This window comes from Oceanobacillus salinisoli, from assembly GCF_009733865.1.
In the GTDB taxonomy this organism is placed as follows: Bacteria; Bacillota; Bacilli; order Bacillales; family Amphibacillaceae; genus Oceanobacillus; species Oceanobacillus salinisoli.
Genome location: NZ_WOFB01000002.1, coordinates 211,248 through 230,451, shown reverse-complemented (window position 1 = coordinate 230,451; position 19,204 = coordinate 211,248). Strand labels below are relative to the sequence as shown.

Annotated in this window: 14 protein-coding genes; 9 read left to right on the top strand and 5 right to left on the bottom strand. The window is 38.3% G+C overall.

Annotation, left to right across the window (positions count from 1 at the left end; translation table 11 throughout):
- The first annotated feature begins 202 nt into the window (after positions 1 to 202).
- The 3 genes from GMJ66_RS02900 (at position 203) to GMJ66_RS02890 (ending at position 4,682) form a co-directional block, all read left to right on the top strand.
- Positions 203 to 2,443, top strand: coding sequence for a beta-propeller domain-containing protein (locus GMJ66_RS02900; protein WP_156288840.1), 2,241 nt, complete (start codon positions 203 to 205; stop codon positions 2,441 to 2,443).
- A gap of 599 nt (positions 2,444 to 3,042) precedes the next feature.
- On the top strand, positions 3,043 to 3,246 hold the full coding sequence (gene yppF, locus GMJ66_RS02895; RefSeq protein ID WP_156288839.1) for a YppF family protein: 204 nt from the start codon (positions 3,043 to 3,045) through the stop codon (positions 3,244 to 3,246).
- A gap of 563 nt (positions 3,247 to 3,809) precedes the next feature.
- Positions 3,810 to 4,682 (top strand): SDR family oxidoreductase, encoded by an 873-nt coding sequence (locus tag GMJ66_RS02890; RefSeq protein ID WP_156288838.1) that lies wholly within the window; start codon positions 3,810 to 3,812, stop codon positions 4,680 to 4,682.
- 237 nt (positions 4,683 to 4,919) lie between these two features.
- On the opposite strand, the gene GMJ66_RS02885 is transcribed toward GMJ66_RS02890, so the two are convergent.
- From GMJ66_RS02885 to GMJ66_RS02875, 3 genes are all read right to left on the bottom strand, one after another.
- Positions 4,920 to 6,404, bottom strand: coding sequence for an alpha-amylase family glycosyl hydrolase (locus GMJ66_RS02885; protein WP_156288837.1), 1,485 nt, complete (start codon positions 6,402 to 6,404; stop codon positions 4,920 to 4,922).
- A 765-nt stretch (positions 6,405 to 7,169) separates the two neighbouring features.
- A complete protein-coding gene (locus GMJ66_RS02880) occupies positions 7,170 to 7,541 on the bottom strand; it encodes a YisL family protein (RefSeq protein WP_156288836.1) in 372 nt (123 codons plus the stop codon).
- A 140-nt stretch (positions 7,542 to 7,681) separates the two neighbouring features.
- Positions 7,682 to 8,851 carry a DUF418 domain-containing protein gene (locus GMJ66_RS02875; RefSeq protein ID WP_156288835.1) on the bottom strand — a complete coding sequence of 390 codons (1,170 nt, stop codon included), beginning with the start codon at positions 8,849 to 8,851 and terminating at the stop codon, positions 7,682 to 7,684.
- A 570-nt stretch (positions 8,852 to 9,421) separates the two neighbouring features.
- Between GMJ66_RS02875 and GMJ66_RS02870 the strand changes: the two genes are divergently transcribed.
- The 6 genes from GMJ66_RS02870 to GMJ66_RS02845 all read left to right on the top strand — a co-directional run bounded on the left by GMJ66_RS02870 (position 9,422) and on the right by GMJ66_RS02845 (position 11,376).
- Entirely contained in the window at positions 9,422 to 9,634 is a 213-nt protein-coding gene (locus tag GMJ66_RS02870; protein ID WP_156288834.1) for a spore germination protein, read from the top strand.
- A 14-nt stretch (positions 9,635 to 9,648) separates the two neighbouring features.
- Positions 9,649 to 9,855, top strand: a complete 207-nt coding sequence (locus GMJ66_RS02865) for a spore germination protein GerPB (protein ID WP_156288833.1) — start codon at positions 9,649 to 9,651, stop codon at positions 9,853 to 9,855.
- Positions 9,856 to 9,941: 86 nt separating this feature from the next.
- Positions 9,942 to 10,523, top strand: coding sequence for a spore germination protein GerPC (gerPC, locus tag GMJ66_RS02860; RefSeq protein WP_156288832.1), 582 nt, complete (start codon positions 9,942 to 9,944; stop codon positions 10,521 to 10,523).
- A gap of 3 nt (positions 10,524 to 10,526) precedes the next feature.
- Complete coding sequence (locus tag GMJ66_RS02855) at positions 10,527 to 10,709, top strand: spore gernimation protein GerPD (protein WP_156288831.1); 183 nt, start codon at positions 10,527 to 10,529, stop codon at positions 10,707 to 10,709.
- Positions 10,710 to 10,723: 14 nt separating this feature from the next.
- Complete coding sequence (locus GMJ66_RS02850; RefSeq protein WP_197046583.1) at positions 10,724 to 11,101, top strand: spore germination protein GerPE; 378 nt, start codon at positions 10,724 to 10,726, stop codon at positions 11,099 to 11,101.
- A gap of 56 nt (positions 11,102 to 11,157) precedes the next feature.
- Complete coding sequence (locus GMJ66_RS02845) at positions 11,158 to 11,376, top strand: spore germination protein (RefSeq protein WP_156288829.1); 219 nt, start codon at positions 11,158 to 11,160, stop codon at positions 11,374 to 11,376.
- A 258-nt stretch (positions 11,377 to 11,634) separates the two neighbouring features.
- Here the strand turns inward: GMJ66_RS02845 and addA are convergent, their stop codons facing one another.
- Both addA and addB read right to left on the bottom strand, forming a co-directional pair.
- A complete protein-coding gene (addA, locus tag GMJ66_RS02840) occupies positions 11,635 to 15,369 on the bottom strand; it encodes a helicase-exonuclease AddAB subunit AddA (RefSeq protein WP_156288828.1) in 3,735 nt (1,244 codons plus the stop codon).
- Positions 15,362 to 18,856, bottom strand: a complete 3,495-nt coding sequence (gene addB / locus GMJ66_RS02835; RefSeq protein ID WP_156288827.1) for a helicase-exonuclease AddAB subunit AddB — start codon at positions 18,854 to 18,856, stop codon at positions 15,362 to 15,364. The genes addA and addB overlap by 8 nt, the downstream gene beginning before the upstream one ends.
- Between the last annotated feature and the right edge of the window lie 348 nt (positions 18,857 to 19,204).

Genomic DNA, 19,204 nt, shown 5'->3' with positions numbered 1-19,204 from the left:
CTTTGAACTTTTTGAGTTTGAAGTGAAGCTTTTTTTGTTTAGGAGAAGTTTCTTTCTACTCTTATGCTATTCTTTCTCTACTTATGGACTATTCAACCGTTTTTGTTTAAAACTGCCCATTAATAGTAAAAAATCTGTAACAAATTACAACTCCTGGCGTCTAACTCTATAAGGAAGCATTTACAAAAGAGAGGTGAGAGCTATGAAAAAGTACAATTGGTTGATTATCATTACTTTAGTCATTGCTGGAATTATATCTACAGCAGTCATAACTGTCATATTTTCTAATAAACCGACTGCAGAGATCCCTTCTGCTTCAAAAGTTGCTACTACTACAAAAGATTGGACGGTGCATTTCTCCAAGAGCATGGATCCAAATACTTTTACAAAAGAGACCGTACGCATTCTGGATGAAAATGATCAACCTGCAGATGTATCCTTTGAATGGAACAGTACGAACACGATACTGACGTTGAAGGCGCCAACAAATGGTTATATGGAAGATAAAAATTACGTTATTACCATCTCGGATGACGTGAAAGCGGATAATGGCAAAAATTTGTCAAAACCATTTATCCACAACTTCACCGCTTTGGGAGATTTACCAAATATACAAAATAATGAACAGTTGCTTACCTTATTAAACGAACGGATGGAGAACCATAATCAGACTTTTTATAGTGAAGAAGAATCTGCAGAAATTATGTCCGTAAGTGAAGACCAAGCAGCTGCGTCACCAGAAGGAAATTCAGTAGTTTCTGAAACCAATGTACAAGTTGCGGGAGTTGATGAAGGAGACATCATGAAAACTGATGGAGAATTTGTATATTTTGCACGTCAAAATGACATTGTGATCACTACTGCGGATCAGCAAAACAGTACGGCTGTCACAAGCATAAGGGAAGACAATTTTCAGCCGAGTGAAATTTATTTAGAGGAAAATGTATTAATTAGCATCGGACATCGGTTCGAATCAATTCGTGAGGAACCGACTACTGAAAATGACGCAGGATCGGATATCGCTATTTACCCGGCACCGGTTGAACAAACGGCTGTCTATATATATGACATCTCAGATAAAGAAAACCCGGAAAAAATAAGAGAAATCACCGTCGAGGGATATTTAAATGCTTCCCGAAAAATGGACGGATACCTTTATTTAGTTGCTAATCAATATCCGAGATTCCACATACTTGAAGAAATGGAAAAAGATATGGAAGCAAGACCTTTTATAAAGGATACGGCTGTTAGTGAGAGAGCAGAGCCATTATCATTTGAGAATATGTACTACTTCCCAGACAGTGAGGATACAAATTATTTATTGCTCGCCTCTATTGATTTACATGATCTTGATAAGGAAGCCAAAGTGGAAAGTTTTTTAGGAGCTTCTAATAATATGTACATGTCAGAAAATCATATTTATCTTGCCCAGACCAAATTTGACATCACTTCTTCTAATGGAAATGCAGAGATGGCTATTGCCAGTCCGAACCAGGCAAATACCGAAATTTTTCAATTTCATGTAGATAAGGGTGAATTCAACTTTAAAACTTCCACTGTTGTAAATGGTACACTGATTAATCAGTTTGCGATGGATGAACGTAATGATACGTTCCGTGTCGCTACTACACAAGGTTTTTCATCGCAGGAGGATAACACTTCAACGAATAATCTTTATACCTTTGATTTGGAATTAAATCCTTTAGGGGCCGTGGAGGGACTTGCGGAGGGGGAACAAATCTTTAGTGTTCGGTTTATGGAAGACATCGCCTACATGGTAACATTTGAACAAATTGATCCCTTGTTCGTAATTGATTTGGAAAACCCGGAGAATCCAGAAGTACTCGGAGAATTAAAGATACCCGGATTCAGCAATTACCTTCATCCATTAGACGATAACCATGTAATCGGTTTTGGACAGCATACAAAACTAGTAGAAAATGAACATAGCAGTGAACCGCAAGTAAGAATGGATGGCTTAAAAATATCTTTATTTGATGTCAGTGATCCGACCAACCCTATTGAAAAAGACAGCGAAATTTTGGGGCGCGGTGGGTCCTATAGTGAAATCACCCATAATCATAATGCTTTATACGAACACCCAGAGCGAAACCTGTTTGGTTTTCCAGCGGTTCTATTTGAATCGAAAACCGTTCAGCAAGGTGATGCGACCTATGAAGATCAGTCATTTGTTTATGAGGGGGCGTTTTTGTATCACATTACACCAGAAAATGGTATCCAATTATCTAATAGTTTGACCCATCAGAAAGAGGTACAGCAAAAAGAATATCCTGACTACGAATCAGAAATAAAACGAATGATTTCAGTCGGTGATTTCTTATATACATTTTCCTATGACCAATTCACGGTTTACGATATCAATGAAAAATTGACTATTCATGAAGTCCAGCTGCCGAAAATGACGAACTCCCCGGGATATTAGAGGGATAATCCTTGCTCTTGTATTTCCGCACCAATTTTACTGATTCGTCGAAGTTCATCGATTTTAGTGGTAAAAACAACAAATCCTTTAGAAAGACTCTTTTCGCAAAATTGTTGTTATTGAATTTATATAAACTCCGGACTAACTTTAGATGCATAGTTGGTGCTGTACCTACCGCTGCGGAAATACACTACGCTGGTTGAGCTTTTAAACTTTATACCTGAGTGTTACTAACGGTATTTGATTGGCTCAGAGAGTAGTTTGTTTCTAAATACAAAGACATCTTCTTTTTTCGATGTAACACTGTTCTGTTGAAAAACAGGTAACTAGAATTTTCACGAGCAGAATGAAATCTGGTTGAGTACGCGTGCCCAAGTATTCTGCCGGAGCGAATGCATTCACCCTGTCATCATTAGAACAAGCGAGAGCATCACAAATAGAAATTTTCATTAGTCAGGAGTTTATATCAAATATGGAACAACTTTTCCTTTAAAACCAATAATCTTCTAGAAACAACCTATAAAAAAGCATGAAAGCTATTTTATTATCATATATATACACATGGATACAGAGAAAGTTATTCTTTAAGGGGGAATAAGATGCATATCCATGATTTAGTAGACAGATATATGACAGAACGTAATTATATGCCTGAGTCAGTTAATGATTTGCTTGATTATTACCAGTACAAGTACATCATCGGTGAAATTGACATAAAGGATTACCGCCACATTTTTGCTTATTTGCATAAGCAAGGGGCAATATCCGCTTTCGATTATAAAGAACTCCAAAAGTCCTATTAAATTAGGGCTTTTTCTTTTTGGCACTTATCGTAAGTTTTTTTACCTCGCAATAGATATAAAGTACGAACTAATATAGTGCTCCGTAGATTTCTGATCCGGGCAGTCGCGCACCTTAGGGCACGGCTTCATCCTCCCCGGAAGAAAACCACTTCCTGCTTAGGTCTAGATACGTGCTTTTCCTACAGGAGTCGACTACCCTCCGCTCCAATCAACCAGCTTAATAGTGATTAGATATACTAAAGTTTATTAAGCTAAATCAAATGTTAGAAATATAAAAGCACAATACTAGCGTAATGTATTTCCGGGGCGGCTAAAAAAGCACCAACATCATCTAAAGTTATTGATTTAGTGACAAAAAACAACACATCATTTAGAATACATATCTGCTCCTTTATGGTTGATAAAAGCCTTCTAATGATTAAAATCCCGCATACACTGGTTGATATGCGCGCCCGTTGTGTTGATATTTTGCACAACGGTTGATATCAATAGCCTTCTTTTTTCTCTTCTTCATAATGGAACACCTTCCAAATGGGTACGATAAGCATGAAGGAGGAGATAATATGGGAATGGAGCATCAAAATGGGAAGATAACCCCGCCCAAACAACAGCAAGGGATACAACCGGGAATTGAGTCAGAAATGAATCCACTGCCAGAATATATCCGCGATGATTATCAGGGTGCTAATAAATTGAAAAATAAAGTAGCGATTATAACTGGTGGGGACAGTGGCATTGGTCGGGCTGTCAGTGTCCACTTCGCGAAAGAAGGAGCCGATATCGCAATCATTTATTTAAATGAGCATGAAGACGCAGAAGAAACTAAGCGGATTGTCGAACAGGAAGGACAAAAATGTTTACTGATTAGCGGAGATATCGGAAATGAAGCATTTTGTGCAGATGCTGTACAAAAAACATTCGATACCTTCCATAAGATTGATATTTTGGTAAACAATGCGGCTGAACAGCATACACAGCCAAGCTTTTTGGACATAACAAGCGAGCAACTGGAAAAAACATTTCGAACGAATATTTTCAGTATGTTTTATTTATCCAAAGCGGTCATTCCACATCTAAAAGAAGGAAGTTCAATTATCAATACTTCCTCCATTACCGCTTATGAAGGCAATGTAGACTTAATTGCTTACTCTGCTACTAAAGGAGCCATCACATCCTTTACCAGATCCCTGTCACAAGCACTGGTTGATCAAGGTATTCGTGTAAATGCTGTTGCTCCTGGACCCATTTGGACACCACTTATTCCTGCATCTTTTAATAAAAAGAAAGTCGATTCATTTGGTGCCAATTCACCAATGAAACGACCCGGTCAGCCAAAGGAAGTCGCCCCTGCCTATGTATACTTAGCCAGTGAAGATAGCAGTTATGTAACTGGACAAATGATTCATGTCAATGGCGGTACGGTTGTAAATGGATAATCAACGTATAAGCATTTTTATTTAAGCAATAAAACAGGCCATCCAATTCATCACTGAATGAGATGGCCACAAGTTGATAAATATTATTCCCAAACTTCACTCAAAATAATAGAACTAAGACTAATACATGCTGTTAATGCTAAAGCAATAAGACCAACCATATCCCTGCACCTCCTACTATATTTTCATCGTAACTATTATATAGGAAAAGGATGGAACTCCTTTTACACTCCAGATTCATGTTTTTTTTTGTTTTCTACTTAGATAAATGACAGCAGCGATGAACAGAATAAAAATTCCGCCTACAAAACTAATAAATCCCCAGTTCAATCCTGTATTTGGTTCAACAGAAAACACTTCTGCCGTTTCACGAGCTAAACCAATACGATATTCACCATTTTTATCTTCGCGCACAAGATTGTCTCCCAAATATCCTCGCAATTGCATGCCCGAATCCAGATTAGAAAGAGATATATCCTGTGATTCACTGCTGTTATTAATCGCGATATAGATGGTTTCATCTTCATACGTTCTTCGGAATACACTCATTGCATTACTTGAACCTACTAACTCAAAATCCCCAAATTGTAATGCAGGAAACTGAGAACGTAAGGAAGCAATTTGATGATAATATTCCTGAAGATCTGCCTCCCCACTATTAAACTGGACGAGGTGTTGTGCTTCCTCCGCATTTGCACCATACATTGGAATTTCCGACCCTTGGAAAATCGACGGTATTCCGGGAGCTGTAAACATGTAAGTCAAAGCTAACTTCCATGTTGTAAAGGAATTTCGCCCGTTTTCTGAGAACTCTTGTGTAAATCTTTTGGAATACATATCATCCATGTAAAGAAGAGGAGTTTGGTTACCGCTTTCTTCCCATATATCATAAATGGCAGAGACTTCGTTATCTTCCTGTGAAAAAACTGTTCTCATCGCCTGGGTCAAGGATGGATTTTCCAATACTTGTATTTCTGTATTCTCTAATATTTCCTGATTATACTCATCTGTTACTAAATTATCTCCAAGCAGATAAAAGTTTGGGTCTTCTGATTGAATATGTGTTGTCATTACTTCCAAAAAGCTGATTGGTACTTGGTCTGCAGCATGCAGCTTAAATCCATCAATGTTTGTTTCTGTCATCCAATAATCAGCAACATCCATCATATATTGCTGTACTTCTTCATTTTCCAAATTTAATCTTAATGTATTACTTACCCACTCCGGATCTGATAATTCCTGTTCGATAAACCAGTTTTCCTTCTCTGGATCACTTGCAATTGGGTGGGATGGTGAAACATAATTGGTTACTATTTCCAATATAATTTTCATATCGTGCTTATGAGCTTCTTCCACAAGCATCTGGAAATCTTCCATTGTTCCAAATTGCTCTTCCACTTCATAAAAGTCCTCGATCCAATATCCATGATAGCCTTTTTCCGCATTTGCCATGATTGGAGATAAGGAAATTGTCGTTATTCCAAGTTCAACTAAATCATCGAGCTTAGCAATGATTCCTTGAAAATCTCCACCATGATAAGCAGTGGGATCATCAACATCAACCTGTTCATCAATTTGGTGATTTCCATTGTTATAACGATCAATTAAAATGTTATATATGACTTCTTCCTGAATTTGTCTCTCGTCTGCAAATAAAACTGGTTTGTTTGTGCCAAAAATAAAAATAAATGCAGTAAAGATCATGATTAAAAATTTCTTCATTCAACTGTCCCCCACCAAATATGTCTTTCTGCTTCTATTATTAACCAAAGAAGGAAATAGTCAACATGATTTCCGATATTGTTAAAAAGGGTTCACTTTTTAACCATTTTTACCGTAAAAATAGATAAAAAACTGACAAACGCTTGTAGGCTTACAAGCCATTTACAAGCAAATCTATTTGGATAACTATGTTAAAATGATAAGAGATAATGCAGAAGATTGTTAAATACTAATCATTTATTATATACAGATTGATTTAAGTAGGGCTGTAAGAACAATTAAATCGAAAAGGATAAGAAATTGGATAATCGGGTTAATGGTTTTGGTTATGCTGACTATCGTATTTGCTTCCAGTTATATCGTTTTTAGAGAAGCTAAAAATACTTGTGAAAAAAACAATGGAACTGTTACTAAACAAGATTTAAATTTATTAGCATTTCATTGGTCGTTTTCTTGTGAAAGGGATGTTCAGTAGACCCCCATATCAAGAATTCGAGACATCTCAAAATTATATTTTGTGCCATATCCAACTAAAGAGCGCTTAACTATCGAAGAACAAGAATGAAGAGACTATGGTGGCTAAAGGGGTTATAAATGTCACGATTTATCATTTTTCTTCCTCACAAGTAAACCGAATATAAACTGCGTTATTATAAGTTAAGAAAAAACGAACACAAATGTGCTCGTTTTGTGACAAGACTATTCAGTAAAGCAGCACTACACGCAAAGCTACAAGCGTGCGAATGCGGTTTCTTACTAATATTTTTATAAAACCACTCCATATGGTAAACGAACAAAACCTAAAACGATAACAAGAATGAGAGCAATCACAAATTGAATCCACCAACTATTAGCAGGTTTTCCCTTTGCTTTTTTCACTAAAATTAATTCCATTGCAGCAATTAACCAAAGACCGGCAAGCCCCTTTGTTATGGCTTCGGCAAAAAGCGGCATTTGGATGTTCTGGAAATATAATGCAAGTAGTGCCCCACCAGTATATAAAACAAACAGATAATCCAGACGTAAAATCATTTGAACGATTTTAGCAGGTTTTTCTTTTCCCTGGTTTAATAATACAATAGCTACAGCAAATAGGATAAAGCCTAATACCCATGAAGTTATATGCATATGTGTCATCTAGTATGTATCCTCCTTTTAAATCAACATTTTTTGAATGATTACTAGTAAATAATTCCTTTACTATCGATATCATATCACGATAGCGTGAATAGGTCATTTAAAATCTCCTTAAGTTAATGCAGAATTACTCCCTCTATTTATTTTCGTAAGGGCTGCTTTTTCCAATAGGTTAAGCTTCTCCAAACCCATTCAAGTGGACCAAAACGGAACCGCATAAACCACCATCTGCTAAAAAACACTTGACCCGTGAAGATCGTCACCACGAACACGACTCCAAGAAAAGGACTTACCGAGCCATACAAGCCAAATCCAACTCCATAGAATAAAATAAAGCTAATAATGGATTGGGAAATATAATTAGTAAGTGCCATTCTTCCAACATAGGCAAATGGTTTGAGCAGTTTTCTCCCCAACCCGGTTCCTGCTAACAGTGTAATCGAAAGAATGTAAAATAACGCAGAAAACATTCCACCAATATTATCCTGAATATAAGAAAGCCATAACGGATTACCAAAGGCATATGGACCTATTTTAAATCCGATAAAACATACAAAGGCAATAACCCATAATTTAATTAATATAGATTTATATTTTACCGGTTCATGAAGCCAGCGTTTCTCCGCAAGAAACATTCCAAATAAAAAGAGAGGCAGCAGTACGAGCGTTAAAAAGAACAAGCTGAAAGCGCTATTGGAATATACCCAATCCTGATAATTTTGCATCCAAATGGTACGTATATCATTGCTTTGATAATTCACAAATGACTGTTCAATCATAGGATGGTTGACAAAGTCTAAGTAATCTCTGGATATATAATATAAGAATGAAAGAAAGCTAACACTGCCAACTAACAGAACCGATCCTATTCCTAATTTTGTCTCAGCTCTAACATGCAGGAGCAGTAAGGAAAGAATCCCAACCATCCCATAGGTCAGCAATATATCTCCATGCCATAAGAGAAAGGCATGAACCATTCCAAAACATAGCAGGATAAACAGTCTTCTCAGCAAGAATGGATAGAGGCTAATACCACGGGCAATAATACGATCTTTCATAATCTGAATCCCAAACCCGAATAAAATAGAAAATAGTGTATAAAAACTGGCCTGGAAAAATATATCAATTATTACCTGTATCCATGGGTCAACGCTGGATGTCCACCCCTGCTCTTCCCCTCCATACAAAAAATACGGAGCACTAAAAGCACCAATGTTTACCATAAAAATTCCAAATATCGAAAATCCTCTTGCAGCGTCGATCCAAAAGAGCCGATTCGATTCTTGTGTCGGTGTTAACTCACTGTTCATCTTTCACTTTCCTTTCTCGCCCTCCAAAATTATAAATCTAAAAGGTTATGAATTGATATAAACTTCGAACTAACTTTAAATGATGTTGGAGCAGCAACTTACCGATACGGAAATACACTACGCTATTGTGAGCTATTCAATTCTACCCGAGTGTTACTAATCGATGTTTGATTAAAAGGAAGAACACTTTTTTCTTACCACTGTTCTGCAGGTAACTAGAATTTTCACGAGCAGCAAGCAATCTGTTTAGTACGTATCTTTTTACTTAGTAGTGTATTAAGGGATCTCTTCAGGATAAAAGCCGTAAGTATTCTACCGGAGTGAATGCAAGCACGTTATCATCATTAGAACCAGCGAGTGCATCATATAGGAATTTTCATTAGTCAGGAGTTTTTTTAACTAAAATTTTTATTTGAAAGGCAACAAATCTTTTCAGGTAGACGAGTAACCGCAGTCCCAATCTTTTAGAACCCCCCCTAAATCTATTATAACACCTACTGACTTTCACTTAATATCCCTTTTCAACATTTCCTTATTTCGGCATAAACTATGACAAAAGGGGGATTTTATATGCCTGCAATCGTTGGAGCAGTGAAAGTGATTACTGTATCTACATCAAGTATTTTTAATATTGGGGATGTGTATTCCATTGCACCACGAAGTACAGCAAAGACATATGCTGGCGGCGGCTCCTTTAATACAGGTAGAGGAATCCAGATTCGTCTCACAAATTCAAAGACTCAAGTAACAGATACAGACAAAATTGATCAGCCTGTACATTAGTTAGGGTGATAACTATGAACATGACCATTCATCAAACAATCAACATTCATTTGTTAAGAATTGGATCGATAACCAATTCTTCCGTTGTACAAATTGGCAGTACAGGGAGCATTCAAGCGCAAGCAGACATCTATAATACTGGAGGTTTTACGGAACCCGCTGAAGCTGCAGTTGCAGAGGCTCCTGCTGCTCCCCTAGTTCCCTTAGCTCCTATAGATTAAACACATCTCAAAATTTTTTGCATAAAATAATTCTAGGCATTTGTCCAGAATTTAATTATGAAATTAAGCGTACAGGGGGCATTAGAATGTACGGCAAAGATTGGAGTCAGTACTTATATGAATTGCAGCAGCAAATACAACATCAGGATGCTAGAATCAGATCCCTTGAAGAACAGATTCAAAGACTTGTCAACGACCAGCAGCAAAAAAACGGTACTGTTATTGAAAAAGTAGAATATAAATTTGATCAATTAAAAATCGAAACACTTTCAGGCAGCCTTCAGATTGGTTTATCCCCTGAAGAATTAAAAAATATGGAAGACTTAGCTCTAGGGCAAGCAAGTCAACTAAGCCCAACTAACAACTTGCCATCATTTGAGCAGCAGCTTACATCTCAACTGCAAAATTGGCTGCAGGGATCTGGGCCATCTATGATTAGTGACTTAGCAAAGAATTATAATCGTACCATTGATGATTCGCACCAATCTTTGATGCTTCATGATATCCAAAAGCAGTTTCCTAATCGAATCAAATATTATAAGGAGCAGGCAATGAAAAACAATACCGCTTTAAATGAACAGGAACTTGCCGATTTCATTTTTAATAAAATAAAAGACGAAGTTCGTCATTCTCTTACCAATTACATGAAAGATTATAAAGGAGAATAAAAAATGTTTATGGAAGTTCATAATTACGGACTGCACGTTGGGAGTGTAGAAATAGATGCAATTGGTTCTTCATCTGTATTTTTAATCGGCGACAACGAATCCATCGTTCTATCATCTTTCTTTGATACACCACCCGAGAGCTATATCGTTGCTGCTAATCTTGTACCACTAGCTCCACCAGCATAATAGGAGGAAGGAAATTGTCTAAACGTACATCTGTAGTTAAACACTTGAAAACAAATTCGGTTATCAATAGCTCTATACAAAACATCGGTGATACGCATCAAGCCAACCCAGTTACACGGGTTATCGCTTTGCAAAAGGAAGGACCAACTTTTCAAGGAGATTTGCAATTTGAAGATTATTCTATTTTTCAGAGAGAAGCAAACTGGCCGGATTCTCAGCCAAATGTCATAAAGAGAACGGTTCATCATAACCCTTATATTCATGTAAATAATGCATCTATAATAGCAGCAAGTGCTTCATCTATAATTCATGTAGGGAACTTAAATTATCTTTCAGCAGAATCCAGAATTAAACATTTCCGTATACTTCTGGCTCAGTTTCATCCAGATTAACATTATCTGTATTATCGTCATATATATATATAAATAGAAAAAGTGGGTGTTCATAAATGCCATCTATTGTCGGTCCAATTAAAATAAACAGTGTTGGTGGCGGTGTCGTCAATTTTGGTGATTCCTTTTATCTTTCACCAAAAAGTACCGATAAAACAAATGTTGGTTCCGGTAGCTTAAATACTGGTGATTTTATCAATACAAATACAGGCTTTAGCAATACCGGAACAAACGATCCCGATATTTCTGACCAAAACCAAAATGCCAATGCATAATAACGCTTTAAAAAGTCAGCAACTATATAAGATTAGCTGGCTTTTTGCTTTTCTAAAAGTTTCTATATAAGATTATAAAGCTACAGAACTAAAAAAAGAGCCATATTAGAAAATCTTGCATTCGCTCATCCTTTTGCGATGTGTAAGGTTTTTCTTATACTTGGTACATGAAGATTTTAGCTACGTCGTACTAAAATATTATTTCCAACGTGTAAAAGAACACCCTGCAGTCTCCCACAGCGTGCTCCTATAACACAATTATCCTTTTCTCGGTACTTTCACAAGCAATTGCTTCGAAAAGAAGTATAAATAGGTTTCATTTACAGGCTGTTTCCAGATTTCTTCGATTGCATGACGGTATAGATCCATTTGTGTTTCATATCGCTTAAGTAATTTACGCTTTAAGCTATCAGAAACACCTTCCGTTATGGCATCTGTCTTATAATCTACAATCATCCAGCCATCTTCCCAAGGTACAAGACAGTCAATTACCCCTTGGATAAGCACCCGTTCTTCTGCTCCTGACCATGTTGCATATACTTCACTTGCAGGCAAAGTCAAACTAAACGGTACCTCACGCTGAACAGCTACAGCTTGCTCCATTAAATGGACTGCAATATCCGTTTCGAAAAACCTTACAATTGCAGGAATGTCAATAATATCCGCTTCCTGTCTTGTTAAAATTTCTTTTTCAACCAAAACTTCAATCTGCTCGTGGATTCCAGAGTGATCAAGTGGTTTAGAGAGCGGAAGATGCTGCATAACCGTATGCATCGCTGTCCCTTTTTCCGCTGCCGTAACCACTTTTTCCTTTTGCATAAAATTAGGCCGTTTTACAATTGGCGGTTTAAACGGTTTAACCAATTGATCTGCACTGTACTCATCTTTGATTTCCCGCTGTCTTTTAATTTCCGTTACCGACTGTTTTGCCCGTGAATAGGCGGCCTGCTGATAAGGATATTCATAGGAAAGCCGTTTTTCAACCTCATCTTTCCATTCCCCATCTTCCACTTCAACTGGTTTCCACTGCACGATTTTTTCTCTTAATCGCAGGTCGGTTTCTGTAGACGATTGTTCCAAATTCGTATACTCGCTTGCATGGACAATAGAAATATCCCATTTCGATGGATCAATCTGAATGTCTTTTAATACCACATCTTTTACTTCATTAGAATGCAGTGAACTACTATCCTGATGACGCATTAGAGCTGGTCCTACCCAATCCAAATAAGATTTTGCTTCCATTCGGAAATAAGCCGGAAGAATCCACTCGGAATGATCCATCATCTTCTGCCATTTCTCCAGTTTTTTCTCAAATGAAGCGACATTTCCTACCATTACCAACTTTTCCTTCGCACGGGTTAACGCAACATATAGCACCCTCATTTCCTCTGCAAGCAACTCCCGTTTTTGCTCACTCCTTAATGCATGATAAAACAAGGTCGGATATGTGATTCGCTTTACAGGATCAATGTATTTGCTCGCAAAGCCTAAATCTTTATGCAGCAAATACTTCTGATTCAAATCCTGCATATTAAACTGTTTATCCATCGCCCCCATCATAACGACTGGAAACTCAAGCCCCTTACTCTTATGAATCGTCATAATCCGGACAACATCTTCCTGTTCACTGAGAGCACGTGCAGCCCCTAAGTCATCCCCCCGCTCCTCCATACGTTCAATAAAGCGCAGAAAACGAAATAACCCTCGAAACGATGTGGATTCATAACCTCTTGCTCTGTCGTATAACGCTCTTAAATTCGCCTGGCGCTGGCGACCACCAGGCATTCCGCCAACGAAATCGTAGTAGCCTGTTTCCTGATAAATATCCCAGATTAACTCTGATAATGCGCCTTGTCTGGATGCCAGACGGAACTGGTTTAACTGTTCTAGAAAATGGGACACCTTTTCCGTTGTTTCATCCGAATACTGCCGTTTGTATTGTTTCAAAGCATCGTAATAACAATGATGTTTATCTGCCAGCCGAACTCTTGCTAATTCATCTTCCGTTAAGCCGACAATTGGTGATTTTAATACTGACGCCAGTGGGATATCCTGCCTAGGATTATCGATTGCCTTTAACAGACTGATCATAACCTTGACTTCAACTGCCTCAAAATAACCAGAAGAAAGCTCTGCATAAACAGGAATACCCTGATTTTTCAATTCATCGACAATCGTTGGTGCCCAGGTCATGGAACGAAGCAAAATAACTATATCCCGATACTGAATATCCCGCTGCATGCCCGTACTTTTATCAAAAACCTGTAGCGGCTTTTTCCCTTCCTCATGCCCAATCCAAGCTTTAATTTTCTGTGCATAAGCCCGGGCCTCAATTTCGGCTTTTTCTAAATCTTGAAAGTTTTCCGCAGCCTCCGTATCCTCATCTTTTTCTTCCTCTTTATCGCGATCAATAATCACAAGCTCCGGATTCGGTTCCGGAAAATCATATTCATCATATGTTTTGTTTCCATAAATTAGTTCCGCCTTATCATCGTAATCAATCTCACCAAGGGTCTCATCCAGAATCTGGCGGAAAATATAATTTGCCCCAATTAGCACCTGTTCCCTGCTTCGGAAGTTTCTGGCCAAGTCAATTCGTCTACCAACAGACTCCTCATTTGCAAACTGCTTGTATTTTTGGATAAATAGAGATGGTTCAGCATGGCGGAAGCGATAAATGCTTTGTTTCACATCTCCTACCATAAACCGGTTACCAGTACCCGTTTGATCACTGACTAGCGAAAGAATCGTTTCTTGAACCAAATTGGTGTCCTGGTATTCATCCACCAAAACTTCACTGAACTGTTTTTGGAATTGAATCGCAACACTGGATGGGATAAGTTCCTCTGGAGTCGAGGATTCATCCAGCAATAACTGAAGACAATAGTGCTCCAGATCTGAAAAATCAACCAATGCTTTTTCCCGTTTTTGTTCGGTAAATTTGGCATCAAACTGTTTAACTAATTCCGTTAATTGTTTAATAACAGGAGCCAATTCCCTCATGTCTTCAACATGATTGGCCAAATCACGGCTGAACCACTTTTCTTTCATTTCTTTCCATCTATCTTTGTAGCTATCCCTTAGCTTCTTTACCTTTTCCTTTTTTGATTCATCACAATCCTGTTTCTTTCTTGATAGCGAGCTGAATTTATTGTTCTGAATAAAGCCCTGTAAACCGTCCCAGGAATCGAGAAATTGCTTTGCTTCCTGCAAAAGCATTAAATCAGCATCAATAGTTTCGGCATACTGATAAGGTCCATCACTTTCCCGCGTAATATCCAGAGCGAGATTCATTTCCTGCTCCATGGCAGAAAATTGATTTTTCACTTCACGCTTCATAAGATTTAACCAGGTTAAATCTTCTTCCCGAAAGTCTTCCGGAATCTTGTAGCTTTCTACAAGACTATCGAGCCAAAGAGCTGGCCAAGGGTTTTGTATCGCAAAGGTATACAAGTCCAGAATCACTTCCTCAACTTCCACGTCACTGCGGTCACTGGAAAAACGGTCAACTACAGCAAAGAATTTCTCCTGTTCTTCCCCTTCCAAGCCATACCATTCTTCAAATAAATCATCCATGACTTCCTGCTTCATTAAATCTGCTTCCATGTCATCCGCAATTCGAAATGCCGGGTCTATATCCAGTAAATAAGCATACTTTCGAACGACATCTAAACAAAAAGAATGCAAGGTTGAGATGGATGCACGCTGTAACAAAGAAAGCTGCTTTTTTAAGTGTACAGATGTTGGATTTTGTTCCAATGCCTTTTCTAAAGCAGCACCCACTCGATTTCGCATCTCCTGGGCTGCTGCATTTGTAAATGTAACAACAAGCAAGGAATCAATATCGACAGGCTTATCTCGTTTAAGCAGCTTCTGAATAATCCGCTCCACTAATACTGCGGTTTTTCCAGAACCTGCTGCAGCAGCAACAAGGATATCGCTGCCATCTGTATATATTGCTTCTTCTTGATCCTTTGTCCAACTAACCATCGATATCCCCTTCCTCACTTATTTTTTCAAGTACTTCATCATCCTTCATATCTTTCAGTTTCCGGTAATTGTTTTCCTCTAATATGGGATCAAACTGGCAAACAGAAAGGAATGGACAATAAGTGCATGCAACTTGATTTTTGTTCTGATAAGGATTTAAATCAATTCCTCCTGAAGTAATATCCGTCCCTGCCTTTTCCATTAAATGATGGATATGGGACTGCAAATTGGAGAACGTTTCTTTTTCCGCCACCTTGGAATGATGGTTAAACCCGCCATTCTTTTTAAATCCTGCTGGAACGATTTGGCTCGTACCGGAATCCAGTGACGCATCCATCATTTTAACAATTTCTTCATTGGAAAGAAGCAATCCTTTCATTTTATAGCTCTTGAAAATTTCCTCATCGATTTCTTCCGTATTTAATTTTACATTTTTAGAAATCATTGGATTATGCACATGGAAATACAATACCCCTGCAGGCGTTGCTTCTTGCTTCAACCATTTTTCCGAATGGGTCAATACTACATCCAAGTAAGCGAGCATTTGCAGTGCAAGTCCATAATATACTTCTACTAAATTTAATCCTTTCGAACTTGACTTATAATCAATAATTCTTAAGTACAAATCATCTATTTTTGTCGCCTTATCAACACGGTCAATTCTCCCTCGCAATAAGAGTTTGTAGCCATTCGGCAATTTCATCGACAATGGTGGAAGATCTTCTCCAACACCAAATCCAAGCTCCAGTCCCACAGGTGAAAAGTGGCTCTGTCTTGCCTGTTCACTTAAAATAAACGTAGCCCTTGCAATAATCTCCTGCAGTTTTTGGCTAATGTATTTATGACGATTGGAGCTATGCAGAATTTGATGCTGTAGAATTGGAGCTAAATTTCCAACAGCTTTATCTGCGTAAGTATTTGCGTCTTGCTGATTCAGCTCGGAAAAGTCTCTCCCCTCTGATTGAATCCACTCCGTAATAATTTTAATAGCCTCATGGAAGAGCATTCCAATATCCGGTGCATCCAACTTATAGGTTTTACGCTCATCCAATTTTAAGCTGTATTTGGCAAAGTGCTGGTAAGAGCATCTGAAATACGATTCTAATCTGCTTACACTTGCTTTGATTTCTTTTGGATACAATTCTTTCACCGTTTCAGACTCTAAAGCAATTGGGGTATTTTGATAGTACAGACTCTGTAAAATTTTATAGGTTGTACTATGTTTCGGATGATTTTCCATGTACCAATTCAATACCTGCCACCAGATTGGTTGCATCGGATAGCCTTTTTGATGACGGGAAAGCTGTGCCGTAAGTGCCGACCTCGTCTTAACAGGGGTCGTAATAAACCGGTCCGCTTCATATAATTCATCCGGATCTTGCAGTAGGATATGTTCTTTGCACGCGGGAAACAGAGCTTCCATTCGTTTAATCAGTTGGGAAGGCATTTTCGCTTTTCCCTCTTCATCACTTAATGGATAGCTTACCCAAAGTCTGTCCTTTGCTGCAGTAAATGCCAGATACATATAAAACCAGTCATCCAAAAGCTGCCGTTTACTGCTTTCTGCAAGCTGAACCCCCTGCATCGCTAGTAGTTCCCGCTCTTCTTCACTAATCATACCATCACCAGGTGGCTTCATTGGCCAAATTCCATCATTCACACCTAATAAAAATGCACACTTTATTCCACTAATCCGTGAACGGTCAATTGAACCGACAATTACATGATCAATGCTCGGTGGGACATGAGAAAAGGTTAGTGTTTCAAAACCAGCATCGAGTGCAGAACGGAAAACGGACAGTGACATTTCTTCCTCTCCAGCCATCTCAACCATTTCATCAAGCAACTGGATTACTGCATTCCATACTTGCTCCTGTTCTCTTCCCTTTTCCAGTTGCCCCACATCATCGTAATATGTGCGTACTTTTTCCAATCGAGCAGGTGCCCCCAGTTTCTCAAGCAATAAATAAATCATTTCACAAAATTCCTTGACGGTCGATGCACTTCTCATCTGCTCATCAAAATCCTGTAGTGCATGTACCACTTGCCCGCGGTAGCGATTAATACGTGTTTGTGTCTCTCTTTCTTGATTCGTCTGTGCAGCCTGTTCAAAACCGCGGAAACGCTGGAATTTCCATTCTTTGTCACCAAACCAGCGCTCTCTGGAACGAATTCCATATTCCAATACATAATTTTCCAGCTCGTCAATCGCATCGTTTGTCAACGGGTATTCCTCATCCGATTTTGGAATAAATCCTGTCTTTAATACCCGGAAAATTGCATCGTAACGCCAGTTCCCTTCAACAATATCCAAAACCGAACGAATAAACTCAATCAAGGAATGATTCAGCATCGTACGCTTTTCATCAATGAAAACAGGAATACCATGATCATCAAATATCGTATGGATCAAATCATGATAGACATCGGTTTGTCGGATAAACACGGCGATATCCTGAAACCGATAATTTCCTTCCCTTACAAGGCGAATAATTTCCTGTGCCGCTCCCTCCACTTCAGCCCGTGGATGTACTGCTTCTGCAACCTGTACCTTTACATCTCCTTTATATGCCGGAGCAGGCCTTGTATCAAAATGACTTTCCAAATGAGCAAAATACGGACGATGGCGAAATTTCCCATTTTCCGGTTCCATGCGAATGGTTTCATCAATAGAAATATTATTTTCAACTGCAATTTGGCTTAATACATGATAGGTCTCTGTCGTTTGATAAAACAAATCCAATTCAGTTGCTTCCTCATTCGGATTATCTAGCGTCAATGTAACGGTGACCGATTCACACCTTCTCATCAGCTCTCCCACTACCAGCAGCTCTTTCGGTGTAAATCGATGAAACCCATCCAGATAGATTTCCGCACCCTGCAGCAATTTGGATTCCTTTATTTTTTCTGCTAAAATCTGCAATCTATCTTCACTATCCACATAGTGGTCTTTTAAAGCTAAAACTAATTTATCATAAATATAAAATAAATCCTCTAATTTATTGGTTAAAGCTTCCTCGCCAGGCTCTTTGTGTACAAATTGTTTCATATGTTCAATCTGAGCTTGCAGAACTTCAGGAGTGACCTGGTACCTCTTAAATTCGGTGATCATTTCTTCTAATTGTTTTAAAAAGCCTTGCTTCTCCATCGCTTTATGAAATGTAAGCCAATCACCCTGTTTTTCTTCAATAATTTTCCGGAGCATCATTTGGATACCAACGGAGCTTATAAACTGTTTCGTTGCCCCACCTGTTTCCTGAAGGATACGCCAGGCAAGTCTTGAAAAGCTTACGACCTGTGCCCTGATACTTCCCTGTAATTCTTCATCGTTAAATAACGTATACTCCTGTTGAAACGTCATTTGATCAGGAACAATATAAAAGATAGGTTTTCCTAAAGGATTCTGTATCTGTTTTTCTTTGATTTCATCCAGTGTTTTTCCACTTTTCCCCGTTCCCGATCTCCCTATAATAAACCGGAGTCCCATGGTTCATCCTCCATTCGTATGGTAAAACTTTTTATCTATCAACATACTTTATTGATTACTTTATTCGTTCGGCTCTCCATTAAATAGAGCCTCTATCTTTTCTATTTTACCAAAGATAGAGGCGCTGATATAGTAACTAGTTCAGTTATCGAGGTGAGAAAATGAAACTAAAATTTTTGTCACTAAATATATAAACTGCGAACTAATGAAGCTTCTTAGAGTGGCTCTCGCTTGTTCTAATGATGATAGCGTGCGTGCAATCGCTCCGACAGAATACTTACGGTTCGTGGGCAAGACCTAAAGCCTCTTCAAGGAAAACCGATGCGCCTCAATTCTTACAGTAAAGCT